Source organism: Acidovorax sp. 22279, assembly GCF_052045435.1.
GTDB classification, from domain to species: domain Bacteria; phylum Pseudomonadota; class Gammaproteobacteria; order Burkholderiales; family Burkholderiaceae_C; genus Acidovorax; species Acidovorax delafieldii.
Genome location: NZ_JBQEOV010000018.1, coordinates 37,776 through 63,202 on the forward strand (window position 1 = coordinate 37,776; position 25,427 = coordinate 63,202).

The following is a 25,427-nucleotide window of genomic DNA, read 5'->3' on the forward strand; positions in this document are numbered from 1 at the left end:
CATAGGCATCAGAGGGTAAGGACGGCAGTCCGTCAGACGGGAGGGCGGCTGCCAGAGGGCGTGGACCGGCTGGAGGCTCCGGCCAGCTGGCAAGGGTTGGGGCCGGGCAGCGGATCGGGTTCGCTGCGAGCCGCCATCACGCGGGCCCCCGAGGGGGCAGCAGCAGGAGATGGAGATGCCGATGCCGCAGAGGTGCTCTGCGCAGGCGCATCAGCCACCGGCGATGCCTTTTGGCCCGCCCCAGTCGCAGCACCTGAAGCGCCCGAAGCCGGCCGCGTTGCCGCGGCCGCCGCACCACCGTTGCCCTGCTTGCCCAGCTCCACCACGCGCACCTCGGTGCCGTCCTTGCGGATGCGCTGCTGGCCCGCCGTGACCACCAAATCTCCGGCGCTCAAGCCGTCCACCACCTCCACCCACCCAGGTGAACGGACGCCCAGTTTGACAGGCGTGCGGCGCGTCACCTTGCTGCTGGGCTCCTTGCCTTCCACCACCTTGAGCACATAGGGGCTGGTGCCGTCGGGAACGATGGCTTCCTCGGGCACCACAAGCGCGTCGCTGCGTTCGGAAAACACGGTCGTCACCCGCGCGAACATGCCGGGGCGCAGCTGCAGGCGGCGGTTGTCGATGCAGCCACGCACCGCGATGGCCCGCCCATCAGCATCGATCTGTGGGCTGATGGCCTGCACCACGGCGGCGTAACGCGCGCCCGGCAGTGCATCAAACGTGACCTGCGCGGTCTGCCCCGGGCGCACCTTGCCCTGCAACCGCTCGGGCAGGCGGAAATCGACATACACCGCATCAAGGTCTTCGATGTTGACGATATCGGCCCCGTCCTTGAGGTAGTCGCCAACGTTCACGCCCCGAATGCCTGCGATGCCATCGAACGGGGCCAGGATTTTCAGGCGCTGGGCCGTGGCCTGGGCCAAAGCCAGCTTGGCCTGGGCCACTTCGAGGTTGGCCGCACTCTCGTCCACCGAACGCTGGCTGATGAAGCCCTGGGCCACCAGCTCCTGATTGCGCTTGTGGTTGGCCCGCGCAATCGACAACTCGGCCTGGCTTTGCTGGATCTGCGCACGCGGCAGCTGGTCATCCAGCTGCACCAGCACTTGCCCGCGCCGCACACGCTGGCCGTCACGGAAGTTGAGCTGGGTGATGCGCCCGCCCACCTCGGGCCGCAGCATCACGCTCTGGCGCGACCGCAGGCTTCCCACGGCTTCGGCATCGTCGCGCAGCGCCATCTGCCGCACGGTCACCGTTTCCACGGCCACGGGGCGGCCAGAACCAGCGGGCGCGGTGCCACCAGCCGATGCGCCAGCGCCTGCACCGCCCGCCCCGGCCTCGGCACGCTGCTGCGGCTGCACGGGTTTCTGCAGCCACCAGGCAGCGCCCGATGCGGCAGCGATGCCGATGACAGCGAAAACGAGGTACTTGTACTTGCTCTTGGACGCCATGGGTCAATCAATCCAGTGAGGTGGGATGCGCAGTCACACAATGTAACAGTGGGTGTGTGCAGCCGCAGCCACCCGCAGCAATATCCCGGAGCATTCGCCGCTGGTGTGTGATGGCCGTACTGGCCGCATCGGACGCGGGCACAAAAAAAGCCTCCGAAGAGGCTTGCATGCGGTGAGCAGCTGGCGATGGATCTACCTGCGGCCCAGGGCCTGGTCCACGCCCCGGTTGGCCAGCGCGTCGGCCCGCTCATTGCCCGGGTCGCCCGAATGCCCTTTCACCCAGCGCCATTCGATCCGGTGTCCGCCGGTGCTGACCAGCGCATCCAGCCGCTGCCACAGCTCCACGTTCTTGACCGGCTGCTTGGAGGCCGTGCGCCAGCCCTTGGCCTTCCAGCCATGGATCCACTCGGTAATGCCCTTGCGCACGTACTCGCTGTCCAGGTACAGCGTCACGGCACAGGGGCGCTTGAGGGCCGACAGCGCCTCAATCACCGCCATCAGCTCCATGCGGTTGTTGGTGGTACCCAGTTCGCCGCCAAACAGCTCTTTTTCGGTCGCGCCGGAGCGCAGCAACACGCCCCACCCGCCGGGGCCCGGGTTGCCCTTGCAGGCACCATCGGTGTAAATCTCTACCTGGTTCAAACTCTGTTCCTGACAATGTGGTGATTGGTTGCTACGACCGGGCATGGAAGCCCGTGGCAACCGCAGAAGGCTATGCTCAAGGCTTGTGTCGAGCCGCAGCAGGCGCAGCCCGCGAAGGATTGTCCACGCGTTGGGTCACCCGGTTGGCGACGGGCACGGAGCCCGCAGCACGCTGACGCTGGGTGCGCCAGGCGGGCTCCAGCAAACGCATGCCATGCACCCGTTTGACGGCCACCAGAAAATACGCGGCACCCAGAATGGGCCACCATTTCTCACCCAAAGGGTCCATCCAGCCAAAACGCTCCAGCCACTGCGCGCTGCGCACCGCTGGACGATAACAGCCAAATCGGGCAGATTCGACCTCGAAGTTCAAAAGCCGCAGCCAATCGCGCAGGCGGCGATAGCCGATGAACTCGCCCACGTCGGGCAGGTACAGCGTGCCCCGCCCCAGGCGCTGGTACAGCCGCGCACGCCGCTGCCGCAGGCCCCACAGGCTGGTGGGGTTCAGGCCGCTGATGACCACACGCCCTTCAGGGACCAGCACCCGCTCCACCTCGCGCAGCGCGGCATGGGGGTCGATGCTCAACTCCAGCGTGTGGGGCAACACCAGCAGGTCCAGGCTCGCTGCGGGGAAGGGCAAGGCCACAGGCTCGGTGAGCAGGTCCACCGCGCGGCGCTGCAGCGGCCCATCGTCATCACCGGTCTCCACAAAGGCGATGGAGCCCTCCACGGCCTCCTGCCCCATGGCCAGCCACTGATGGGGCATGCGGTTGGCGCGCAGCCCGTCCAGCAGCGGCATGCCGAGCTGGAGACTGTGATAGCCAAAAATATCGGCCACCGCCTCGTCAAAGCGTGCCTGCTCCCATGCGAGCAGGTAGCGGCCAGGGGGGGAGTCGAACCAGTGGTGCAAACCTATAATTTGATCGCTCATGAACTTGCTACCGCTGCCCGCCTTTACCGACAACTACATCTGGATGCTGCACGACGGCCGCCAGGCCATCGTTGTGGACCCGGGAGAAGCCGCGCCGGTGGAGCAGGCCTTGCACCGCTGGGGCCTGTCATTACAAGCCATTCTAGTCACGCACCACCATGCCGATCATGTCGGCGGAGTCGATGCCCTGCGCCAAGCCACCGGTGCACGGGTGTATGGCCCAGCGCGGGAGCGCATGCCCGAGCCGCTGGAGCGGCTGGCGCAAGGCGATACCGTCAACGCGCTGGGGCTGCAGTTCCAGGTGATCGGCGTGCCAGGGCACACGGCGGGCCACATTGCCTACTACTGCCCCGAGATGGACAGTGCGCCCCTGCTTTTTTGTGGCGATACGCTGTTCTCAGGCGGTTGCGGCCGGCTGTTTGAAGGCACACCTGCGCAAATGCTCGACTCGCTGGACCGGCTGGCGGCACTGCCTGGCAACACCCGGGTGTGTTGCACACACGAGTACACACTGTCTAACCTGAAGTTTGCGCGGGCCGTGGAACCTGGCAACGCCGCCCTGCTCCACTACAGCAGCCAATGCGAAGCCCTGCGGGCGCAGAACCAGCCCACACTGCCTTCGCACATGGCGCTGGAGCGAGACATCAACCCCTTTCTGCGCGTGCGGCAGGGCCCGGTGGCGCAAGCCGCCCAGGGCTACGACGCGCAGGTGCCCCTTGACGACGCCGTAGCGGTGCTGGCCGCGCTGCGTCAATGGAAAAACGAGTTCCGATGAAAATTTTGCACATTGCCTGCCTGGCCGGCCTTTTGTGGCTGACAGGCTGCGCCACTACGGGCTCGACGCCCGACCAGGCGTCCGCCAGCGGAAACACCACCAGCACCAAGGGCCCTGCGTCGCCCCACACCCCTGTCATCCCCAACGGCCCGCTCAAACCCATCACTGCCGCGCAAGCCACGAGTGGCGAGGTGGCATCGCTCTCGGCCCCCGCCGACTTGTGGGACCGCATCCGGCGCGGCTTTGCCATGCCCGACCTGCAGCATGAGCTGGTACAGGACCGCGAGCAGTGGTATGCCACGCGCCCCGACTACATGCAGCGCATGACGGAGCGTTCCAGCAAGTACCTGTTCCATATTGTTGAAGAGCTGGAACGCCGTGGGATGCCAACCGAACTGGCGCTGCTGCCCTACATTGAAAGCGCGTTCAACCCCCAAGCGGTATCGAGCGCCAAGGCCGCAGGCATGTGGCAGTTCATGCCCGCTACGGGCAATTATTTCGACCTCAAGCAGAACGCCTTCCGCGACGACCGCCGCGACGTGCTCGCCTCCACCCGGGCGGCACTCGACTACCTGCAAAAACTCTACGGCATGTTTGGCGACTGGCACCTTGCCCTGGCCGCCTACAACTGGGGTGAAGGCAGCGTGAGCCGCGCCATTGCACGCAACCAGAAGCTGGGCCTGGGCACCACTTACACCGACCTGAACATGCCTGCGGAAACCCGCATGTATGTGCCCAAGCTGCAGGCGGTCAAGAACATCGTGGCCAACCCCGATGCCTTCCGCACAGAGTTGCCACTGATCGAGAACCACCCCTACTTCCAGACCGTGGACATCACGCACGACATCGATGTGTCGCTGGTGGCCACACTGGCGGGTATTCGCGAGGAAGACTTCCGTGCCCTCAACCCGTCGTACAAGCGACCCGTGATCCTCGCCGCCGGGACGCCGCAAATCCTGCTGCCCTGGGACAACGCCAAGGTCTTCCAGCGCAACCTGGAGGCCAAGCGTGAAGGCCAGTACGCGAGCTGGACCGTGTGGTCTGTACCCACCACCATGACGGTGGCCGAGGCGGCACAACGTGCCGGCATGAGCGAGGCGGATCTGCGCAGCATGAACAACATCCCGCCGCGCATGCTCATCAAAGCAGGCTCGGCGCTGATGGTGCCCCGCTCCACGACCACCCGGCAAGACGTGTCGTCCCACTTGGCCGACAATGGCCAACTGAGCCTTACCCCCGAGATCGTCACCCGCCGCACCACGGTGCGGGCCGGCAAGGGCGACACGGTGGCCAGCATTGCGCGGCGCTACAAGTTGGCAGCCGCCAACGTGGCGGACTGGAACGATGTGCGGGCGAATGCCGCATTCAAGGTGGGCCAGCAGATTGTGGTGTACCTGCCGGTGCGCCAGAGTCAGGCGCGCAGCAGCGGCGGCAGCGCTCGCGCATCGGCCGCCACCGCGGGCAAACGCCAGGCTCCAGCGCCTGCGCGGCGTGGCGGATCCCCCTCCAAGGTCAAGCGCCGCTGAGCCGCAGACGCCTCAGCAAAGCCGCCTGGGACTGGCGAGCCCGGCATTGCTTGGCCGGTCGCTGGGCCCATGCATCAGAACCGGAGCGTGTGCATGCCCAGCAGCCCCAGGATTCCCATGATGATGAGATAAAGCGCCACGATGGTGCTGAGCAAACGCGGCATGACCAGGATGAGGATGCCTGCGATCAGGGAGACGAGCGGGCCGATGCTGAGGCTCAGCGACATGGTGGATAGTCCTTGAAAAATGGCACGGGAATGGCGCAGCACAAATGCTGCGTGCGTAGCCTGCGCAATGCGTATCGCACGGTGTGATTGCGGTGCAGTGGCAGGTGGGCAGGCGACTGACACTGTAGTCGATGCCAGGGCCCTCAGCGCCTGTTGACGGTCTCGCAGGGGAGGTAAGCAGGCCCTTGGGGTCTCCCGCCGCAGCGGCTTGTCAGACGCTGTACTTTTGGCGGGCTTTGCGCACCAGATCGTTGCTGGACGTACGCGCCAGTTCGACTTTGGCCTCGGCCAGTTCGGGCAGCACGCGCGACAACACGCGCAGCGCGGTAGCCGGACCTTCGTCCGGCATCAGTCCGTTGGTGGAGTAGGTCTCGCGCACCCGGCTGAACGCCGCCAGATAGAGCCCCCGGTCGCCCATCAGGTAGGCCGGAGGCACCGCCTTCACCAGGTCTGCCGGTGCTGCCGTCTGCAGCCACTTGAGCGCATGCACAACGCCATTGACCAATGCCTGGGCCTGGGCAGGCTGCTTCTGGATGAAGGCCTGCGGGGCATACAGGCAACTGGCGGGCATGGTGCCACTGAACATGTCTTGCGCTGCCTTGAGAGAGCGCAGATCGCCCACGATGCGGGTGTCCGCCTTCTGCTCCAGCAAGGTCATGATGGGATCGGCATGGCACAGTGCGTGCACCTGGCCGGAACGCAGCGCGTTCATGGCATTGGTGCCCGAGCCCACCCCCACAAAACCCACATCGCGCAACGGCACGCCCGCACGCATCAGCATCAGGCTGGCCGCCAGATGGGTGGATGAGCCCACCGACGACACACCCACCTTGCGCCCCGCCAGGTCGCCCAGGTCCTTGTACGCAGGCACCGACCGCAGTGACACACCCATCGCCAGCTGCGGGGCCCGCCCCTGCAGCACCAGCGCGCGGTACGCATGACCTCGCGCCTGCGCACGCAACACGTGCTCGAAGGCACCGGAACAGACATCTGCCGCACCGTCCTGTACCGCCTGCCAAGCATGCGCTCCCGCCGAATAGTCCCGCACCACCACGTCCAGGCCCTCGAGGCGGAAGTACCCCAGCGCATCGGCCAGCGCCAGCGGCAGGTGGTACAGAACGCCCTGCCCTCCGACCGCCACGGTCACCCGCCCGAGAGCCGCGCCATCTGTCTGCGCACGCACCCGGATGGCAGGCGCCCACACCGCAGCCGCCGACAAGGCAGATACGGCGCCAAAGGCGCGGCGGGTGAGTGGAGGCAGAGACATGGAATCAGGCAAAAAGACAATGCTGCATTGCAACAATCGTGCCGCAGCACAGGCAAAGCCGCATCAGGGTGAATCCTTGCGGGTTACTACGTACCGCGATAGACAGCCTTCAACCGCAGCACACCGCAAGACGGGTGGCGCGCACCCGGGGCGCTCAACGGTAACCGATGAACAGGATGGCAATATTGACCAGAAAACCGCCGGCCCAGACTGCGCTGCGGGCCATCGGCATGTCGGCCACGTACATCATCACGTAGAAGATGCGCAGGAAGACATACAACAACGCCAGCAGGTCCAGCAACGTCTGCCCCGCGCCCAGCAGGTGCGCAATGATGACCGCGCCGATGAAAAACGGCAGCGCTTCAAAGCTGTTGGCCTGCGCTGCGTTGGCACGTCCGCGCCAGTCAGTCTGCCGCGAGAGCCAACCGCGCGGATCGTGGTTGTCAAAACCGCCTTCTTTGCGGGACTTGCCAAAGTTGCCACTTTTGGCCAACCAGGCACAAGCGATGGGCAGCAGTGCTGCGAACAGCACGCACCAATAGGCCACGGTGAACCGCGCGACGTGCAAGGTGGTATTCATTTTCGAGGCTTTTGAGGGCAACAGCGCAGCAAATACAAGCGCTGGTAGCTATTAAATTGAGAGTATTTTAGCCGCAGACATTGTCGGGACGACGGGCTGGCAGGCGCCTTGGCGTCACCGGCGATCCACCAGCGCATGCGCGATCGTTCCCAGGTCCACGTACTCCAGCTCACTACCGACAGGCACGCCGCGCGCGAGCCGCGTGACATGTAACCCACGGCTCTTCAGCGCTTCGCTGATCACATGCGCAGTCGCCTCCCCCTCGGCATTGAAGTTGGTGGCCAGGATCACCTCCTGAACGGTGCCATCCGTTGCGCGCTCCATGAGCTTGTGTAGGCCGATCTCCTTGGGACCGACACCATCGAGCGGGCTGAGCCGCCCCATCAACACGAAGTACAACCCCTTGAAGGCCCCCGTGCGCTCCAGTGCAGACTGGTCAGCGGGCGTCTCCACCACGCACAGCCGCGTGGCATCGCGGTCAGGGTCCAGGCAGGTGCTGCACACCTCGGCCTCGGTGAACGTATGGCAACGCGCGCAGTGGTGCACCGTGCCCACCGCTTCCGAGAGCGCCCGCGACAGGGCCTGCGCCCCTTCGCGATCATGCTGCAGCAGATGGAACGCCATGCGCTGCGCAGACTTCACCCCCACTCCCGGCAACCGGCGCAGCGCCTGGATCAGAACGTCGAGGGAGTTGGTGGTGGACATGGAAACGAGTGATGCAGGAAAGATGTGAGGAACGAGCGGGGCAAGGCTTCGACAAGCTCAGCCCCAAAGGATGCCAGCAAAACAACAGGCATGTGGTCCTTGCCTTCACACCCCGCCCTCAAGGGCGTAGCGAGCGGGATCAGCTGCTAGGCGGACGGAGCACAGCCACCGGAACGTACTTGAAGTACGTGAGGATGGCGAGCACCGCCCAACGACGCAGATGACCCGCTCGGTAGCCAACCCTCAGAAAGGGAATTTCATGCCGCCGGGGAGGCCTGGCATACCTTGCGTTAGCTTGCCCATCTTCTCCGAAGATGTCTCCTCCGCCTTGCGCACCGCCGCATTGAACGCAGCCGCCACCAAGTCTTCCAGCATGTCCTTGTCCTCGGCCAGCAGGCTCGGGTCGATGGTGATGCGCTTGACGTCGTGCTTGCAGGTCATGACCACCTTCACCAGACCCGCGCCCGATTCACCCGCCACCTCGATGAAAGCCAGTTCGTCCTGGGCCTTCTTGAGGTTGTCCTGCATCGCCTGGGCTTGCTTCATGAGGCCGGCGAGTTGTCCTTTGTTGAACATGGTGTGGTTTCCTTTTCAGTTTCTAGTGAAATGAGTAACAGAGGTTGTCCGTCATGCAGGTTTGATACTGCCCGGCACGATTCTCGCGCCGTAGTCACGCATCAGCGATTGCACGAAGGGGTCGTTGTGCACGATTTCTTCCGCGCGGCGTTGGCGCTCGGCGGCGGCGGCGGCGTTGCGACGGGCGGGGCTGTCGATGACCACGCCTACTTCCACGCTGATCTGGGTCGCATGGCCCGCAGCTTCAAGGGCCGCACGCAGGCGCTCGCGCGCCGTCGGCTGATTGAGCGATTCGCGCTCGACACGCAACAGCCAGTGACCACCGTCGCGCGCCACCAGCTGCGACTGCAGGGCCAGTTCACGCACCAGCGCCGTGATGGCCTCTGCTGCCACCAGTTGCTGCACCGTGGCATGCCAGACGTCCCCCTCTTCGGTGGGGGTGTAGCGGGCAGATACCGGGGTCGGTGCAGACAGTGGAAGCGGCTGCAACCGCTCGCCGGGCTCGGGGGACTCACGCACCGGGATTGCTACATATTCAGGAGCATTCTGTGCTTTAAATGATTGCGCTACATCGGGATTTTGCTCAAACCTCTCGGTGGTGCGTACCGGCAACACAGTGGCAGCGGGCGCAGCTGCAGTGGTCACAGTACCGGGCTCGTCAGAACCTGGCCATGGGGGGGGCTCAGAATCGTTGAACGACTCTGATGGATGGTCTCCGGCGCCAGAAGGTGCGGTGCCTGCAGCCACTGCCGGGACTGCAGGCGCGGGGGCCACAGACGGGGCCGGCGGGGCAGCACGCACCGGAGCTGCAGGCGCCGACGGCACAGGCAGGGCCTGGGGGGGCTTCACCGCTGCCCCCCCCACAGGCCCCGGCGTGGCCACCACTGCAGCAGGGGCTGCTGCAATTGATGCAACAGCGCCTGAGGGGGGCGTTTCAGCCCGCGTCAGAGTTTTTTTTTCAGCCGATTCGCCGACGCCGCTGGCTGGCTTGAAGGCCAGCAGACGCAGCAGCACCATGGTGAGTGCCGCGTACTCGTCGGGCGCCAGGCCCAACTCGCCGCGCCCGTGCAGGCACAGGCTGTAGAGCAACTGCGTTTCATCGGCGGGCATCAGTGCAGACAGGCGGGCTGTTTCAGCAGCCTCGGGGTCGTCTGCGTCCACGGCACCGGCCATCTGGGGCACGGCCTGGAACACGGCCATGCGCTGCAGCACGGCACTCATCTCTTCGAGCGTGGAGGCGGCAGACAGCCCGTTCATGCGCAGCGTGTCCGAGGTCTCCACCACGGTTTTCCCGTCACCCTGGGCGAGCGCTTCGATGAGCCGGAACACATAGGAGCGGTCCACCGCACCCAGCATCTGGCGCACACCGGCTTCCTGCAGCTGGCCGCTGCCAAAGGCAATGGCCTGGTCGGTCAGCGACAGTGCGTCGCGCATGGAGCCCCGCGCAGCGCGCGAGAGCAGACGCAAGGCCTGGGGCTCGGCAGGCACGTTCTCGGTCGCCAGCACCTGCGTGAGATGCGAGAGGACGGTTTCAGGCGCCATGGGGCGCAGGTTGAACTGCAGGCAGCGGCTCAGCACCGTGACCGGCACCTTCTGCGGGTCGGTCGTGGCCAGCACAAACTTGAGGTACTCAGGCGGCTCTTCCAGCGTCTTGAGCATGGCGTTGAACGCCGTGTTGGTCAGCATGTGCACTTCGTCGATCATGAAGACCTTGAAGCGCCCCTGCACCGGCTTGTAGACCGCCTGCTCCAGCAGGCTTTGCACTTCGTCCACGCCCCGGTTGGAGGCCGCGTCCAGCTCGGTGTAGTCCACAAAGCGGCCGCTGTCGATGTCGGTGCAGGCCTGGCACACGCCGCAGGGCGTAGCGGTGATGCCGCCAGTGCCATCCGCCCCCTGGCAGTTGAGCGACTTGGCCAGGATGCGCGACACCGTGGTCTTGCCCACGCCGCGCGTACCGGTAAACAGGTAGGCGTGGTGCAGGCGCTGCTGGGTCAGCGCATTCGACAAGGCCTGGACCACATGTTCCTGCCCCACCATCTCGGTGAAATTGCGGGGACGGTACTTGCGGGCGAGCACGAGGTAGGACATGCTGTCGATTCTACGGGCTGGGCCATGCGCCCCTGGCGCCACCAGGGCAAACAAAACAGCCACTGAAAAATCAGGGCCTTCATCCGACGTACAATCGGCAGTGACGGGCCTCCTCGCATGGTGAAGCGGCCAACCGGGTCAGGTGGGGAACCAAGCAGCCCTAACTGTGGAGTCAGTGCCGGGGGTAAGGCTCGTCAACTTCTTCTTTCTTTTTGCGCGGTCGCGCAAAAACTTCCCTCTCTCCAGTATTTCCACGGCGAGCCGTGCGCTTCAGCGGCCGCTCAAGCCCCTGCGGACTGCCCTAGCCAGCGCAGCGCCCCCTCTCCCGCCACACGGCCGCTGGCCATGCTGGCGGTCAGCAGATAGCCCCCGGTGGGCGCCTCCCAGTCCAGCATTTCTCCCGCGCAGAACACACCTGGTAACGCCGTCGCCATGAGGTGTGCGTCCATCGCTTCAAAAGCCACACCGCCCGCCGTACTGATGGCCTCGTCCAGCGGGCGCGCAGCCACCACGGTGATGGGCAGCGCCTTGATCGCATGGGCCAGGGCCACGGGGTCGTTCATGCCGTCCTTGCCCAGGTGTTCGTACAGGATGCCCGCCTTGATGCCATCCAGGCCCAGGCGGCTCTTGAGGTGGCTGGAGAGCGACCGGGAACCGCGCGGGTGGCGCACTTCCACCAGCACGCGCTCAGGCGCATGGTCAGGCAGCAGGTCGAGGTGGAACGTGGCGTGGCCATGGGCCTCCACCTCGTCGCGCAAGAGGTGCGAGGCGGCATAGACCAGGCTGCCCTCCACGCCTGTGGCCGTGACCACGAACTCGCCCCGGCGGCTGAAGCTGTGGCCCCGGCTGTCGGTAAAGCTGAGCGCCACGGTCTTGAAGGGCTGGCCCACAAACTTCTCGGCAAAATGCGGCGTCCAGCCCACGGTGGGCGCAGGCGTGCGGCCCAGCAGCTCCTGCAGAAAGGCGCGGCGCGTCTCGCCCGCAGGTGCGTCTGCAAGCAGCACATCAAAGCCGCAGTTGGACGGGCGCAGCGGAGCCACAACCACGCCGCGCTGCGCCAGCAGCGGCACCCAGGCACCATCAGACCCCAGGCGCGCCCAGCTGCCGCCGCCCAGCGCCAGCACCACCGCCTTGGCGGCCACCCGCACCTCGCCTGCCGGTGCGGCAAAGCGCAGCACCCCCTCCTCGGCCCAGCCCAGCCAGCGGTGGCGCATGTGGAACAGCACTCCCTGCCCGCGCAAGCGCTGCAGCCAGGCGCGCAGCAGCGGCGCGGCCTTCATGTCGGCTGGAAACACGCGGCCCGAAGTGCCCACAAAGGTCTCCACCCCCAGCCCTTGCGCCCAAGCGCGCATCTCGGGGCCGCCAAAAGCCTGAATCAGGGGCTCAATCTGTGGTTCGCGCCCGGCATAGCGACTCACAAAAGGCGCGTGCGGCTCGGAATGCGTGAGGTTGAGCCCGCCCTTGCCCGCGAGCAAAAACTTGCGGCCCACCGAAGGCATGGCGTCAAACACGTGCACGGCCACCCCCGCTTGGGCCAACACCTCTGCGGCCATGAGCCCCGCAGGGCCACCGCCGATGACGGCCACGTCGCACTGCAAAGCCTCCGCAGACTGGGCAAGTGCAGGGGATGTATCGGAAGGAAGAAGGGGATGGGACACGTGAGGGCCTTGCTGAATAAAGGAGCGCGTTGCGGGGGCGGCACGTCAGAACAGGGAGCCTTGCGGAGAATCCGCAGGGCCTGGCGCGGTGGGCGCGCGCTCTGGTTGTGCTGGAGCAACCGGCGCAATGGGGGCAACGGGCGGGCGAGTATGCCCCACCACAAGGGCCTGGGCCGCCGATGCCCCTGCTGAGCCCTGCGCATCGCCCACCATTACCAACCGCCCATCGCCCGTGAGAAAGGCGGCATGCACCACCTCGCCCGGCATCAGGGCCTGTACGGCTTCGCGGTAACGCTGCAACTGGGCCACCAGTGCCTGCTGGCGCTGGGGTTGGGTGGCGCTTTTGTAATCCAGCACCCACCAGCCGGCCTCTGCATCGCCAGCGCGTGCAGCGCGGCGCTGCACCAAGCGGTCGATGCGCAGGCTCTGCCCCTGGTAGTGCAGCGGGGCTTCGTTGATGGCGGTCTGCACCAGGGCAGCGTCCCACGCCCAGGCCCCCTCGCCCGCCAGAATGGCCTGCGCCATGCGGGCAGCCAACTCGGCGGCAGCGGGGGCAATGTCGTGGTCCAGAGCCAGGCGGGCAATGCGCGCGGCAGCCCAACCCTGGGCGCGCAAGTCGGCCAGTGGGGCACCAGCCACGCCGGCTTGCTCCAGCAGCTGGTGCATGGCATCGCCCTGGCGCGACAAGGGGGTGGACTCTCCGTCGCCCGGCATGGCCACAGGGCTGTCGCCCGGCAATCCCGCATCGGTTTGCACGCGCGCGCTTTGCAGCGCCTCGGGCAGCGCGGGCAGGCAGGGGATGGTGAAGGTCTGGGCGGGCGCTACGGCCGCCACGGCATGTTCTGCGGGGGCCAACGCCTGCGTGTCCACTTCAGTGACCAAGGGAGCGAGCCGATTCCACCAACTGCCGGGGGCCGAGTTACCGGGCTGCACAGACGACAGGGCCAGGCAATGCTTGGCACGCGTCATGGCCACGTAGAGCATGTTCAGTTCCTCGCGGCTGCGGGCCTGCTGCTCGGCGGCGAGCGCATCCACTGCGCTGGGTGGCGGGTTCGATTCGCTGGCCAAAAAGACGAAGGCAGACGGCACGGCCTGCTCGCCAGGCCAGTCCACCAACACGCCCATGGTCTCGGCCTTTTGTGGACGGGTGTCGGTATCGAGCAGCAGCACGCAATCGGCCTCCAGCCCTTTGGCACCATGCACCGTCAGCAAGCGGATGGCCTGCGCATCCGCCCGGCCTGGGGCGCGCACACCGCCCTTTTTCATGGCCCGCACAAAGGCATAGGGCGTGAGGTAGCGCCCCCCGTCGTGCTGCAGCGATGCCGCCAGCAGTGCGCGCAGATTGGCCTGCACGGACTGGCGCTGGGTGACAGGTGCTGCGGCAGCAAAGCGGGCCAGCACGTCACCGTGTTCGTAAATGGTGTGCAGCGCGTCGTGGGGCGGCAAAGTGCCCACCCACGTCTGATATTGGGCCAAAACGGCTCCAAGCGCTTGATATTCATGCGCTATCAGCTCACTTTTCAATAGCAAATCAAACCAGCTACAGCCCGCGTGTTCCGGCTGGCGGCGCAACAACGCCAGCGCGACCAGCACGTCGTCACCCAGGCCAAACAGGGGTGACTTGAGCGCGCGGGCCAAAGACAGGTCGTGTGTGGGCGACACCAGCACGTCGAGCAGCGCCACCATGTCCTGCACCTCAGGCGCGTCAAACAGGTCGGCCTTTTCGGGCTGCACACAGGGCAGGTGGAGGGCGCGCAGGGCGTCTTGCATGCTGGCCAGGCGGTCGCGCTTGCGGGCCAGCACCAGCACCTCTTTGGGCGGCGTGCCGCTGGCGATCTGCGCGGCCACCCAGGCGGCGGCCTGGGTGCATTCGCGCATGCGCTGGGTTTCTTCAGCCTCGTGCCGGGGTTCGGTCAGGCTGTCGCGCCAGGCCAGGGCGTCGCGGGCTGCGCCTTGGCTGTCGTCGTCCGCATCGGTGATGGCGGGCAGGCGCAGCAACTGGCCGGGATGCTTGGATTCTGTGGTGTGGTCGCGAAAACCACTCGTTTCGCGCTGCGCCTGGGCCTCGCCCATCACGGCGTTGACGGCGCCGATCACACCCTGCGCGTTACGGCGTGTGTGGTCGCAGCTCAGCAGGTCGCCGCCCAGCCCATCGCGCACAAAGGCCTGCGCGGCGATGAACACCTGCGGCTCGGCGCGGCGAAAGCGGTAGATGCTCTGCTTGGGGTCGCCCACGATGAACACGCTGGGCGCGCCCGACCCGCCGCCCGAGCCCGCATAGCCCGACAGCCATGCATGGAGCGCCTGCCACTGCAGCGGGTTGGTGTCCTGGAACTCATCGACCAGCAGATGGCGAATGCGGGCATCGAGCCGCTCCTGCACCCAACCCGACAGCACCGGGTCCGCCAGCATGACCAGGGCGGTGCGCTCCACATCGTTCATGTCCACCCAGCCGTGCTGCTGCTTGACGGCCACAAACTGCGCGATGAGGCAACGCGCCAGCCGGGCCATGCGCTGCTGGTGCTGCCAGGCCTCGTGCTGGCGGCGGGCGGTGAGCAGGCGCTGCAGCTCGGGCTCGGCTTCTTGCGCGGCGGGGAACTTCTCGAGGTTCTTGGACAGGCGGTCTTCCTTGGCCACGAACATCGCACGGCGCAATTGGTCCAGGCGCTGGTTCAGGTCGGTGCAGCCCAGCGCGTCGATGATGGCGTCAGCCGCTTTCTGAGGGGTCTTGTTGGCCTCTGCGCCCAGCGCGCTGGCACGGCTGCGCCAGCGCTGAAGAGCAGCGTCGGTCTGCAAAGCATCGGCGGGCTCGGCCAATGCGGCCAGTTCGGGGTAGGCCTGCTGGAACGGCGGCACCGAGGCATCGACCACGCCCGCCTCGTCGGCCAGATCGAACTCCACCCGCTTGGCCAGCGCCGCCGCCAGCGCCTTGTGCGTTTGCGAGCGGCCGTGGCGGGCCACCACGGCTTCGTAGTCGGCGCGCAGGCTGGCGCTCTCAGCCACAGTCTGCAAGAACGGGGGCCACACCTCGCGCACCGCCTCGGCATCGTCTTCGAGCAGCTCAAAGTGCGCGGGCAGGCCCTGCTGCTGCAACAGCGCCAGCGGCGCCGTGCCCAGCAGCGCGGCAAACCAGCTGTGGAAGGTGCGGATCTGCACCGGGAGGCCCGCAGTGAGCAGCTGGCGATATAGGTTTTGTAGCGCCTCGCGCTTTTCCAGTGCGCCCTGGGGGCTGATTCCCCTTGCAATCAGCTCGGCAGTGAGTTCTTCGAGCGGCTTGTGGCTGAACTGCTCCAACCATTCTTGCAGGCGCTGGCGCATCTCGCCCGCAGCCTTTTTGGTGAAGGTGATGGCCAGGATCTCGTGCGGCGCGCAGCCGTCGAGCAGCGCCCGCAGCATGCGCGAAACCAGCATCCAGGTCTTGCCCGCACCGGCGCAGGCCTCCACCGCCACGCTGCGTGCGGGGTCACAGGCGATGGCGTAGAAGGCCTCGCGCGATACGGGGCGGCCGTTGTGTTCGTAAGCGGCCTGGGCGGGTGGGGAATGGCTCTCGGTCATGGCGTCTCTTGCGCGGGCAACGCCTGTTCAGCGTCCGCCCAGTAGTCTTTGCGGCACAGGCCGCGCACGGCGCAGAACTCGCACACCGATCCCTCGCCCAGCGCGGGCAGCGGCGCGCCGGCGGCGATGCGGGCCATGTCGTGCTGGATGCCTTCGATCAGCACATCGCGCAGGTGCACCACCTCGTCTTGTTCGTGCAGCTGCGTCTCGCCGCGCTCGCCTACGTTGACATAAGCCGCACGCAGGGTGTCGTGGCTCAACAAGGCCGCGTAAAAAGCAAGTTGGGTGTCCTCCGCCCCGGACTTGACGCGCTGGCGGGTCACGCTGTCGCTTTCGGTCTTGTAGTCAATCACCAGTACCGCAGGCTCGCCGGTGGACGAGACCCCATCGATGCGGTCGATGGTGCCGATGAGTTCCAGATCGCCCAGCGGCTGGCGGGCCTTGACCTCGGCCTGGCGGAAGGTGGCGCCCTGTTGCTCATGCCCTGCCAGCCATTGCAGGTAGCCGTCGCGCAGTTGCGTCCAGCCTGCGGCAAAGGGCAGAAAGTCGCCGTCCTGCAAACGCTGCTCGCGGGTGACGGCCTCGGCGGCGGCGTCCATGCGCACACGTCGCTCATCCAGACCATCGGTCGGCTCCGCCAGCAAGGCCTCGTGAAAGTGCTGCAGTACCGCGTGCAGCCAGGTGCCAAAGTCCCGCTTGTCCACTTCGGCATCCAGCTCGTCGGCCTCGCGCAGGCCCAGTTGGCGCTGGGCAAAGAAGCGGTAAGGACAGTGGCGCAAATCGGAATACGCCGTGGATGACAGGTGGGTCACCGGCAGCGCCTGGCCAACGGGCAAGGGGCGTAGCGTGGGAGTGGCGACCACATCGCGCGCACCGCGCTCATCGGCTCCAGGCAGGGCGGCACCATCCAGCTGCAGGGCGAGCACCAGCGCGCTGGCCAGCAGGGGCTCGCCCCCTTCGTCACCGGTGCGCCACAGCACATCCACCACCGGCGTGCGCAGGGCATGGGCCCAGGCGGCGCGCTGGGCAGCCTCCAGCGACTGGCGCGTAGGCAGGCCCCATGCCTCGCGCTGGGCCTGTGTCCAGTCGCCAGCGGGTTCGGGAGCAGGTTGCAGTCGCTTTTCGTCGCAACCCGGCAACACGGCGGCGGCGAAGGGGCGGCCCAGCAGTTGCGGCATGGGCACCACCACCACGGGGGCACCAGCCGCCTGCGCGGCCACATAGCGCCCGGCCTCCAGCACGTCTTTGGCCCAACGGGTGAATTCGGCCAGTGTCATGCGGCGGCCCGCACTGTCGCCCCAGCCGTCCAGCTCTGACTGCTGACCGTCCTGAAGGCGCAGGGCTGCCAACACCCGCATGCCAGCAGGGTCGGCCTGCAGACCCTGCCATTGGCCGGCCTGCTCCAGCACCGTGCGCAAAGCGGGTAGCCACTGCGCCAGCGGCCGTGCAGCGCGCAGGGTGTTGCGCCATGCTTCTACGGTGGCCACGGTGCGGGCCAGGTGGGGCTGCGCACCCACGTCGCCCTTCAAACCCCACTGGGCGGCGGCGCTCCAGTGCTGCACCACACCTTTGCGCAGCCATTGCTCCAGGCGATTGACCTCGCCAGGCATCAGCGCTGGGGTGTGTTTGACCCAGTCCAGCACCTCGTTGGAAGAGGCATTCCACGCAGCGGCCTGCAGCACGGCCATGACCCGTGAAGCGGCGCGCGTGGTGGACAGAATCCAGCCGCTTTCGTCGCGCACCAACACGCCACTGCTGTCCAGGTGGGCCAGGACACGGCGGATCAGTGCGCGGTCAGTGGCCGCGAGGGCCACGGGCACCCGCCCCTGCTCGACATGACGCAGCACACAGGCCGCAGCACGGTGCGCCTCGTCTTCGGCATCCGTTGCGGCGTGCAGGGCCCACTGCGGTGGTGAACCCGCATCACCGACCAACGCGGGGAGCGCAATGCACACACCTTGCTCGCCCCAATGCGCCTGCAGGGCCCGGGTCAGCATGTCAGACTGAAATCCCTCCAACACCACCAGCGCATCCACCGCCCCGCGAACGCTGGGCTCAAACAGCACATCGGTCGCGTAGCGCGATGCCAGTGCCCATTCCAGCGCAAGGCGAGCCACCAGGGCCTCGTAATGCAGGGCGGTACCTTCTTCCGGCGTGGCCAGCAGCTTCCTAGCCTCGTCACCCCAGGCAGCGCGTAGGGCTGGGGGCACGGCAGCAATCACCGGGGCCAATTGGGCAGCGGCCTCCTGCAGTGGCGTGGCCAGCACTTCGCGCTGCCCGCCCTGCCCCACGCGGTCAAGCAAAGTGCGGGCCGTGAGCGTGTCGCGCGCAACGTCGCCCGCCAGGTCGTCGCCCGTGGGCTCAAACGCTTGCAGCTGGCGGGCCCAGTTGCGGGTGGTTTCAAAACGTGGTGCAAAGCTCTGCGGAAACTGCTGAACCCAATGGCGCTGCGCCCAGGGCATGAGCTGGGCGTAGGGCACCAGCACCACCGTGCGCGCCAAATGGGCACCATGGGCTTGGGCATGCGCGGCCACCCGGGCCAGTGTGCGTTGCCACAGGGCGGTGCTTGCGGCCGCAAATCCACTGGTTTGATCGCTTTTCGCTATGACTGTCATAGCGTCGCAAGACCCGGCCACACCGGTGAACGTGGGATTGGTTTCTGTCACAATGCCCAGACTTTAAACGTACACCGGTCGCAACCCGCCCAAAATCAAGGAATTCCGCCATGGCCAGCGAACTCATCAAACATGTCTCCGACGCCAGCTTTGAAGCCGACGTGCTCCAACCGGGCTCCGCCGTGCTGGTGGACTACTGGGCTGAGTGGTGCGGCCCCTGCAAGATGATTGCGCCCATCCTGGACGAAGTCGCAGGCACCTACCAAGGCAAGCTGCAGATCGCCAAGATGAACGTGGACGAGAACCGCGAAATCCCCGCCAAGTTCGGCATCCGCGGCATCCCCACCCTGATGCTGTTCAAGGATGGCCAGCTGGCAGCCACCAAGGTCGGCGCGATGAGCAAGGCCCAGTTGACCGCCTTCATCGACCAACAACTGGCCTGACCCACTGCCCCGAGCCCCCTCGGTACGAATGCCGATGGGGCTTTTTTGTTAAGCGATAGACCTGCGGGGAAACAACACGCTGGCAGTTGCGCAACCTCACACCTTGCGCCCCTGAGGCCCCCGCATTTTTTCCTGTCATAATTCCCACAGATCACCGGGCTGCATGCATTGGCAGCCGGACCAAGATCCCTGGCGAGCCGGACCTGCAAACAGCAGCCCATTCGGCATCAGCCCACCTCCCCCAAGATTCATACCAGCTCCGCCAAGGAGTCAATCCATGCACTTAAACGAACTCAAGGCACTGCACGTGTCTGAAGTCCTGAAGCAGGCCGAAGAACTCGAAATCGAAAACACGGGCCGCATGCGCAAGCAGGAGTTGATGTTTGCCATCATCAAGAAGCGCGCCAAGGCGGGTGAGCAGGTGTTTGCAGACGGCGTGCTGGAAATCCTGCCTGATGGCTTCGGCTTTCTGCGCAGCCCGGACACCAGCTTCACCGCCAGCACGGACGATATTTACATCAGCCCCAGCCAGGTGCGTCGCTTCAACTTGCACACCGGCGACATGATCGAAGGTGAAGTGCGCACGCCCAAGGACGGCGAGCGCTACTTTGCACTGACCAAGCTCGACAAGGTCAACGACGGCCCCCCAGAGCAAAACAAGCACAAGGTGATGTTCGAAAACCTGACGCCCCTGTTCCCCAAGGAGCAGATGCGACTGGAGCGCGACGTCAAGAGTGAAGAGAACATCACCGGCCGCATCATCGACATCATCGCGCCCATTGGCCGCGGCCAGCGTGCGCTGATCGTCGCGCCGCCCAAGAGCGGCAAGACGGTGATGATGCAGCACATCGCCCACGCCATTACGGCCAACAACCCCGACGTGCACCTGATGGTGCTGCTGGTGGACGAGCGCCCTGAAGAAGTGACCGAAATGCAGCGCACGGTCAAAGGCGAAATCATCGCCTCCACCTTCGACGAGCCCGCCGCCCGCCACGTGCACGTGGCCGAGATGGTGATCGAGCGCGCCAAGCGCCTGGTCGAGCTCAAGAAGGACGTGGTGATCCTGCTCGACTCCATCACCCGCCTGGCCCGCGCCTACAACAACGTGGTGCCGTCGAGCGGCAAGGTGCTGTCCGGTGGTGTGGATGCCGCCGCACTCCAGCGCCCCAAGCGCTTCTTTGGCGCTGCGCGCAAGGTTGAGGAAGGTGGTTCGCTCACCATCATCGCCACGGCGCTGGTCGATACCGGTAGCCGCATGGATGAAGTGATTTTTGAAGAATTCAAGGGCACGGGCAACTGCGAAATCCACCTGAACCGCCGCCTCTACGAAAAGCGCGTGTTCCCTGCCATCGAGCTCAACAAGAGCGGCACACGCCGCGAAGAACTGCTGCTGGCCCCCGAGATCCTGCAAAAGACCCGCATCCTTCGCCAGTTCATGTACAACATGGACGAGATCGAGTCCATGGAGCTCATGATCAAGAACATGAAGGCCACCAAGACCAATGTGGACTTCTTCGACATGATGCGTCGCGGGGGCTAATTCTCAGCCTGTGCAATAATAGAGGGCTTTTTCTTGCGGAAAGTACATCGGACTGGCCGGTGCGGCTCCCGCAGTTGACTCAAAGGAAGATCATGAAAGAAGGCATTCACCCCAACTACCGCGAAGTTCTGTTCGTGGACCTGTCCAACGGTTTCAAGTTCGTGACCCGCTCGTGCGTGAACACCAAGGAAACCGAAACCCACGAAGGCAAGGAATACCCGCTGTTCAAGCTGGATACCTCTTCTGAGTCGCACCCCTTCTACACTGGCACGCAAAAGTCCGTGGACAACATGGGTGGCCGCGTGGAGCGCTTCCGCAACCGTTTCGGCAAGACCGCAGCGAAGTAATTCGCCCCTGCGATCCCGCCAAAAAGGCAGCCCGGGCAACCGGGCTGCCTTTTTTCATGGGTTTTGCCTTTATTCTCGGTGGCTCCTTTGCCCAGCCACCCACTGCCGCGTGACTCCACCCACCCCCGCCATCGTTACCCAGAACGCCGTCAGCCCCCTGCCCCGCTGGGCTCTGCTGCTGCTGTGCATTGCCTACGTAGTGCCCGGCTTTGTGGGCCGGGATCCGTGGAAGAACGCAGACGTCACCGCCTTTGGCTACATGCTGGAGCTCGCCCAGGGACGTACTCCCTGGCTCAGTCCGCTGCTCGGTGGCATGCCCCCCGAAACCGAAGGGCTGCTGCCTTACTGGCTGGGGGCGTGGGCCGTGCAGATGGCACCGGCCTGGCTGTCGCCGGAGATGGCGGCCCGCATACCGTTCATTGCGCTCCTGGTCATCACCCTGATGGCCACCTGGTATGGCGTGTATTACCTGGCCCGCAGCCCGGGCGCCCAACCGGTCGCGTTTGCTTTTGGGGGTGAGGCCTCTCCCCTCGACTATGCGCGCGCGATTGCCGATGGCGCCTTGCTGGCGCTGATCGCCTGCCTGGGCCTGGCGCAGCTCTCGCATGAGGTCACGAGCTATCTGGCACAGCTTGGCTGCACCGCTTTGCTGTTTTTTGCGGTGGCCGCCATGCCCCACCGTACCGTGGCGCCCGCCGTGGCCCTGGTGCTGGGCATGGCCGGGCTCACGCTGTCCGGAGCCCCCGCACTCACGACGTTATTGGGCATGGGTGGCGCGTTGCTGGCACTGTTTGCGCCCGCTGGCAACACCGACCGCCGCTGGCGCTGGGCCGCCGTGCTGGCCGCAGCCACGCTGGCAGCGGCCGCCCTGGCCCAAGGGCTGGACCTGTGGCGCTGGCGTGTTGTGGGGTTCGATGGTGGTGGCAAGGACTGGCTGAGCCTGGCGCGCCTGCTGCTGTGGTTTGGCTGGCCGGCCTGGCCACTGGCACTGTGGACCTTGTGGCGCTGGCGCCAGCAGATCTTCAGCCGCCCTGGCCAACGGCACCTGCTGCTGCCCCTGTGGTTCACTCTGGTGTCGATTGGCGCCACCATCACCACCCAGCCGGCCGACCGGGCATTGCTGCTGGGCCTGCCCGCCCTGGCTGCGCTGGCAGCCTTTGCCCTGCCTACGCTGCGCCGCAGCGTGGGGGCCTTGATCGACTGGTTCACTCTGCTGTTCTTCACCGCATCGGCCCTCGCAATCTGGGTGATCTGGATTGCCATGCAGACCGGGGTGCCTGCCAAACCTGCCGCCAACGTGGCCAAGCTGGCGCCCGGTTTCGTGCCGCAGTTTTCTGCACTGGCTTTGCTGGTGGCCGTGGCGGCCACTGTGGGTTGGTGTGGTCTGGCGTGGTGGCGTGCGTCCCGCAACCGGGCCCCCATCTGGAAGAGCCTGGTGCTGCCCGCAGGTGGTGCTGCCCTGGGCTGGCTTTTGCTGATGACCCTGTGGCTGCCCCTACTGGACTACGCACGCAGCTATGGTCCGCAGGTGCGCAGTGTGGTGGCAGCCCTGGGGCCGGAGCCCGGGTGCATTCAGACCGTGGGGCTGAACCGTGCTCAGGTGGCGGCTCTGCAGTTCCATGGACAGCTGTCGCTGCAGCGCGCGGGTCTGCAGGATGAATGCCAGTGGCTGCTGGTGGACAGCGCCTCCTGGCCCGCGTCCGAGCGCATGGTCCGCGCTGAGCTGTGGGAAGCCCGGGCCACTCTGCCCCGCCCCACCGACAAGAACGAGAACCTGCTGCTGTTCCGCCGTGCGGCCCCGGCCCGCTAATGTCGGAGCTGTCCACCATCACCCGGCACGCCGTGACCGTGCTGGCGGGGCAATTGGCGGTCATGGCCTTCGGGGTGACGGACACCATCGTGGCGGGGCGCTACAGCGAATCGTCACTGGCCGCGCTGTCCGTGGGGTCGGCCATCTTCATCAGTGTGTACGTCGCACTGATCGGCGTGCTGCAGGCACTCCTCCCCGTGTGGGCCGAACAGCGCGGCGCGCAACAGCCTGAGGCCGTAGGCCGATCACTGCGACAGGCCTTGTACCTGTGCGCTGCTGCTTCAGTGGTGGGCATGGCGGTGCTGCTATCGCCAGGCGCGCTGTTGCGCTGGACGGAGGTCCCCCCTGCGCTTCGCCCGCAGGTAGAAAACTACCTGGCTGTGCTGGCACTGGCACTCCCACCCGCCCTGCTGTTTCGCATCTACAGCACCCTCAACCAGGCCCTGGGCCATCCGCGTCTGGTCACCTGGCTACAGGTGGGCTCGCTGCTGATCAAGCTGCCGCTGTCGGTGTGGTTCACCTTTGGCGGCGGGGGTCTGCCTGCACAGGGGGTGGTGGGCTGCGCCTGGGCCACGCTGGTCGTCAACTGCAGCATGCTGGCCCTCGCTTTGTGGCTGCTGCGCACGCAGGACATCTACACCCCCCTGGGGCTGTGGCGCCGCATGGAGCCCCCGCACTGGCCCACGATTGCAGGCTTTGCCAGGCTCGGCATTCCAGCAGGGCTGGCCGTGATGGTGGAGGTGACCTCCTTCACCCTGATGGCCTTGTTCATCGCGCGCCAGGGCACCACCTCCGCGGCCGCCCACCAGATCGCCGCCAACATGGCTGCCGTGCTCTACATGGTGCCGCTGTCGCTTTCCATCGCCACCAGCGCGCGGGTGAGCTACTGGCTGGGCGCACAGCAGCCCCAGCGAGCCCGCCAGGTGGTTTTGATGGGTTTTTCGCTTGCTGCACTAGTGGGTATTGCTTTGGCAGCTATATTATTGATAGCAAGACACTCAATCAGCCAGATCTACACAGACAACGCCAGCGTGGCAGCCGTGGCCGGCACGGTGCTGGTCTGGGTGGCGGCGTACCACGCTGCCGATGCGGTGCAGACGCTGTGCGTGTTTGTGCTGCGCTGCTACCGCATCACGCTGGCGCCACTGGTGGTGTACTGCGCGCTGTTGTGGGGGGCTGGCCTGACGGGCGGCTACTGGCTGGCGTATGGGGGCAGCGGGCCTTGGTCGGGTGTGGCTTCGCCCACTCCCTTCTGGGCGGCCAGCGCAGCGGCGCTCGCAGTCACCGCACTGCTGTTCGTCGCCATGCTCTGGCGAGCCATCAACCCGGCAAGGAAAAACCCCGCAAACGGTTGGCCGGGAAAGTGACCGAAAACACCGAGCCCTTGCCCAGCGTGCTCGCGATGTCCAGCGTGGCGCCATGGCGCTGCAGCACATGCTTGACGATGGCCAGGCCCAGGCCGGTGCCTCCGGTCTCGCGCGAACGGCTGCGGTCCACCCGGTAAAAGCGCTCCGTCAGGCGCGGGATGTGCTCGGGCGCAATGCCGGGGCCGGTGTCATGCACGGAGAACACGGCACTGCCATCGTCCTTGCGCAGCCACTGCACCTCGATGGAACCCCCGCCGGGTGTGTAGCGCACCGCGTTGTTGACGAGGTTGGACAAGGCGCTTTGCAGTTCGGCAGGCACACCAGCAATCTCGCCTTCGGCCCGCAGCAGATCGGCCGCCGGAAAGCGCATCGCATGGGGACGCTGCTGGTTCTGTGTGAGCAGCGCCGACAGGGCGCGGCCCTCTTCCTCGCAACGCTGCATCAGTGACTGAACAGGCGTCCATTCGGCCATGCCGGGCAGCGGGCTGCCCTCCAGCCGCGACAGCGTGAGCAGGTCCTGCACCACACTTTGCATGCGCTGCGCCTGCTGCGCCATCATGCCCAAGTAGCGCGAGCGCTCGTCGGCGCTCAGCGGCAAGGTCTGCAAGGTTTCGACAAAACCAGTGAGCACCGTGAGGGGTGTGCGGATCTCGTGCGACACATTGGCTACAAAGTCTCTCCGCATCGCGTCGGCCTGCTCCAGCGCCGTCACGTCGCGCGACAGCAGCAGCGTGCGGCCATCGCCGTAGGGGTGCAGGTGCACCGAGATGCGTACGGGCCGCGACGGCGTGCTCAGGCGCCCCTCCAGGACCACATCGCTGGTGAAATCCTTGGCAGCAAAGTAAGCCGTGAATTCAGGGTTGCGCAGCAGATTGCCGATGGACTGCATGACGTCGCGCTGCGCGTCAAAGCCAAACTGGTTGGCTGCCATCTGGTTGCACCATTCGATGCGGCCCTGCGCGTCCAGCAGCACCACGCCGTTGGGGGAGGCCTGCAGGGCGGCCAGGATCTCCTGCAAACGGTCCTGGCTGTCTCGTATCTGCGCCTCCTGCTTGCGCAGCAGACGCCGCGCACGGTCCGCCGCCTCGCCCCAGATGCCACGCATGGACGGCACCGATGCCAGATCGCCCGTGCGCAACCAGCGCAGCACCCGCACGCCCCGCAGCAGGTCCCACACGAACCACGCCCAGGCAGCAATGGCGGCCCCCAGTGCGGCACCCCAGGGCCCGCCTTGCCACCACCCCAGGCCACCACCCGCCAACTGCCACAGCAGGAAAAACGAAATACGCCACAGCATGCGGATTGCAAAGCCTTCTCAGAAACG

Annotated in this window: 20 protein-coding genes and 1 other RNA gene; 8 read left to right on the plus strand and 13 right to left on the minus strand. The window is 66.0% G+C overall.

Going from position 1 to position 25,427, the window contains the following annotated elements; all coding sequences use genetic code 11:
- Positions 1-32: 32 nt before the first annotated feature.
- From ACTJKQ_RS20580 to ACTJKQ_RS20590, 3 genes are all read right to left on the minus strand, one after another.
- Entirely contained in the window at positions 33-1,451 is a 1,419-nt protein-coding gene (locus ACTJKQ_RS20580) for an efflux RND transporter periplasmic adaptor subunit (RefSeq protein WP_440597932.1), read from the minus strand.
- 192 nt (positions 1,452-1,643) lie between these two features.
- A complete protein-coding gene (rnhA, locus tag ACTJKQ_RS20585; protein ID WP_015013609.1) occupies positions 1,644-2,093 on the minus strand; it encodes a ribonuclease HI in 450 nt (149 codons plus the stop codon).
- A 76-nt stretch (positions 2,094-2,169) separates the two neighbouring features.
- Complete coding sequence (locus tag ACTJKQ_RS20590; RefSeq protein ID WP_225581147.1) at positions 2,170-3,024, minus strand: class I SAM-dependent methyltransferase; 855 nt, start codon at positions 3,022-3,024, stop codon at positions 2,170-2,172.
- On the opposite strand from ACTJKQ_RS20590, the gene gloB reads away from it, so the two are divergent.
- Both gloB and ACTJKQ_RS20600 read left to right on the plus strand, forming a co-directional pair.
- Positions 3,023-3,799 (plus strand): hydroxyacylglutathione hydrolase, encoded by a 777-nt coding sequence (gloB, locus tag ACTJKQ_RS20595; protein WP_440597933.1) that lies wholly within the window; start codon positions 3,023-3,025, stop codon positions 3,797-3,799. The genes ACTJKQ_RS20590 and gloB overlap by 2 nt on opposite strands.
- Positions 3,796-5,325, plus strand: coding sequence for a transglycosylase SLT domain-containing protein (locus ACTJKQ_RS20600; protein WP_146872356.1), 1,530 nt, complete (start codon positions 3,796-3,798; stop codon positions 5,323-5,325). Before gloB ends, ACTJKQ_RS20600 begins: the two co-directional genes overlap by 4 nt.
- A gap of 74 nt (positions 5,326-5,399) precedes the next feature.
- Here ACTJKQ_RS20600 and ACTJKQ_RS20605 read toward each other — a convergent pair whose 3' ends face one another.
- From ACTJKQ_RS20605 to dnaX, 6 genes are all read right to left on the minus strand, one after another.
- Positions 5,400-5,552 carry a DUF3096 domain-containing protein gene (locus ACTJKQ_RS20605; protein WP_015013605.1) on the minus strand — a complete coding sequence of 51 codons (153 nt, stop codon included), beginning with the start codon at positions 5,550-5,552 and terminating at the stop codon, positions 5,400-5,402.
- 211 nt (positions 5,553-5,763) lie between these two features.
- Positions 5,764-6,819: an ABC transporter substrate-binding protein gene (locus ACTJKQ_RS20610; protein WP_440597934.1), complete on the minus strand. Its 1,056-nt coding sequence runs from the start codon at positions 6,817-6,819 to the stop codon at positions 5,764-5,766.
- A gap of 154 nt (positions 6,820-6,973) precedes the next feature.
- Entirely contained in the window at positions 6,974-7,399 is a 426-nt protein-coding gene (locus ACTJKQ_RS20615) for an MAPEG family protein (protein ID WP_056743563.1), read from the minus strand.
- Positions 7,400-7,513: 114 nt separating this feature from the next.
- A complete protein-coding gene (gene recR / locus ACTJKQ_RS20620; RefSeq protein WP_121943243.1) occupies positions 7,514-8,104 on the minus strand; it encodes a recombination mediator RecR in 591 nt (196 codons plus the stop codon).
- Positions 8,105-8,347: 243 nt separating this feature from the next.
- The gene (locus ACTJKQ_RS20625) at positions 8,348-8,680 is read right to left on the minus strand and encodes a YbaB/EbfC family nucleoid-associated protein (protein WP_440597935.1); all 333 of its coding nucleotides are present in this window, start codon (positions 8,678-8,680) and stop codon (positions 8,348-8,350) included.
- A gap of 51 nt (positions 8,681-8,731) precedes the next feature.
- Positions 8,732-10,768 (minus strand): DNA polymerase III subunit gamma/tau, encoded by a 2,037-nt coding sequence (gene dnaX, locus ACTJKQ_RS20630; RefSeq protein ID WP_440597936.1) that lies wholly within the window; start codon positions 10,766-10,768, stop codon positions 8,732-8,734.
- 102 nt (positions 10,769-10,870) lie between these two features.
- Between dnaX and ffs the strand changes: the two genes are divergently transcribed.
- Positions 10,871-10,967: signal recognition particle sRNA small type (gene ffs, locus ACTJKQ_RS20635), an RNA gene on the plus strand.
- 82 nt (positions 10,968-11,049) lie between these two features.
- On the opposite strand, the gene ACTJKQ_RS20640 is transcribed toward ffs, so the two are convergent.
- From ACTJKQ_RS20640 to ACTJKQ_RS20650, 3 genes are all read right to left on the minus strand, one after another.
- Entirely contained in the window at positions 11,050-12,366 is a 1,317-nt protein-coding gene (locus tag ACTJKQ_RS20640) for a TIGR03862 family flavoprotein (protein ID WP_440597954.1), read from the minus strand.
- 105 nt (positions 12,367-12,471) lie between these two features.
- Positions 12,472-15,981 carry a UvrD-helicase domain-containing protein gene (locus tag ACTJKQ_RS20645; protein ID WP_440597937.1) on the minus strand — a complete coding sequence of 1,170 codons (3,510 nt, stop codon included), beginning with the start codon at positions 15,979-15,981 and terminating at the stop codon, positions 12,472-12,474.
- Positions 15,978-18,596 carry a PD-(D/E)XK nuclease family protein gene (locus ACTJKQ_RS20650; protein ID WP_440597938.1) on the minus strand — a complete coding sequence of 873 codons (2,619 nt, stop codon included), beginning with the start codon at positions 18,594-18,596 and terminating at the stop codon, positions 15,978-15,980. Before ACTJKQ_RS20650 ends, ACTJKQ_RS20645 begins: the two co-directional genes overlap by 4 nt.
- A 110-nt stretch (positions 18,597-18,706) precedes the next feature.
- Between ACTJKQ_RS20650 and trxA the strand changes: the two genes are divergently transcribed.
- The 5 genes from trxA (at position 18,707) to ACTJKQ_RS20675 (ending at position 24,103) form a co-directional block, all read left to right on the plus strand.
- The gene (trxA, locus tag ACTJKQ_RS20655) at positions 18,707-19,039 is read left to right on the plus strand and encodes a thioredoxin TrxA (RefSeq protein ID WP_008906761.1); all 333 of its coding nucleotides are present in this window, start codon (positions 18,707-18,709) and stop codon (positions 19,037-19,039) included.
- 277 nt (positions 19,040-19,316) lie between these two features.
- Positions 19,317-20,579, plus strand: a complete 1,263-nt coding sequence (gene rho, locus ACTJKQ_RS20660) for a transcription termination factor Rho (protein ID WP_056067265.1) — start codon at positions 19,317-19,319, stop codon at positions 20,577-20,579.
- Between the two features lie 92 nt (positions 20,580-20,671).
- Positions 20,672-20,926 (plus strand): type B 50S ribosomal protein L31, encoded by a 255-nt coding sequence (locus tag ACTJKQ_RS20665; protein WP_015013594.1) that lies wholly within the window; start codon positions 20,672-20,674, stop codon positions 20,924-20,926.
- A 109-nt stretch (positions 20,927-21,035) separates the two neighbouring features.
- A complete protein-coding gene (locus ACTJKQ_RS20670) occupies positions 21,036-22,736 on the plus strand; it encodes a hypothetical protein (RefSeq protein ID WP_440597939.1) in 1,701 nt (566 codons plus the stop codon).
- Complete coding sequence (locus ACTJKQ_RS20675; protein WP_440597940.1) at positions 22,736-24,103, plus strand: MATE family efflux transporter; 1,368 nt, start codon at positions 22,736-22,738, stop codon at positions 24,101-24,103. Before ACTJKQ_RS20670 ends, ACTJKQ_RS20675 begins: the two co-directional genes overlap by 1 nt.
- Here the strand turns inward: ACTJKQ_RS20675 and phoR are convergent.
- Positions 24,057-25,400: a phosphate regulon sensor histidine kinase PhoR gene (gene phoR, locus ACTJKQ_RS20680; protein ID WP_440597941.1), complete on the minus strand. Its 1,344-nt coding sequence runs from the start codon at positions 25,398-25,400 to the stop codon at positions 24,057-24,059. The genes ACTJKQ_RS20675 and phoR overlap by 47 nt on opposite strands.
- Positions 25,401-25,427 lie beyond the last annotated feature (27 nt).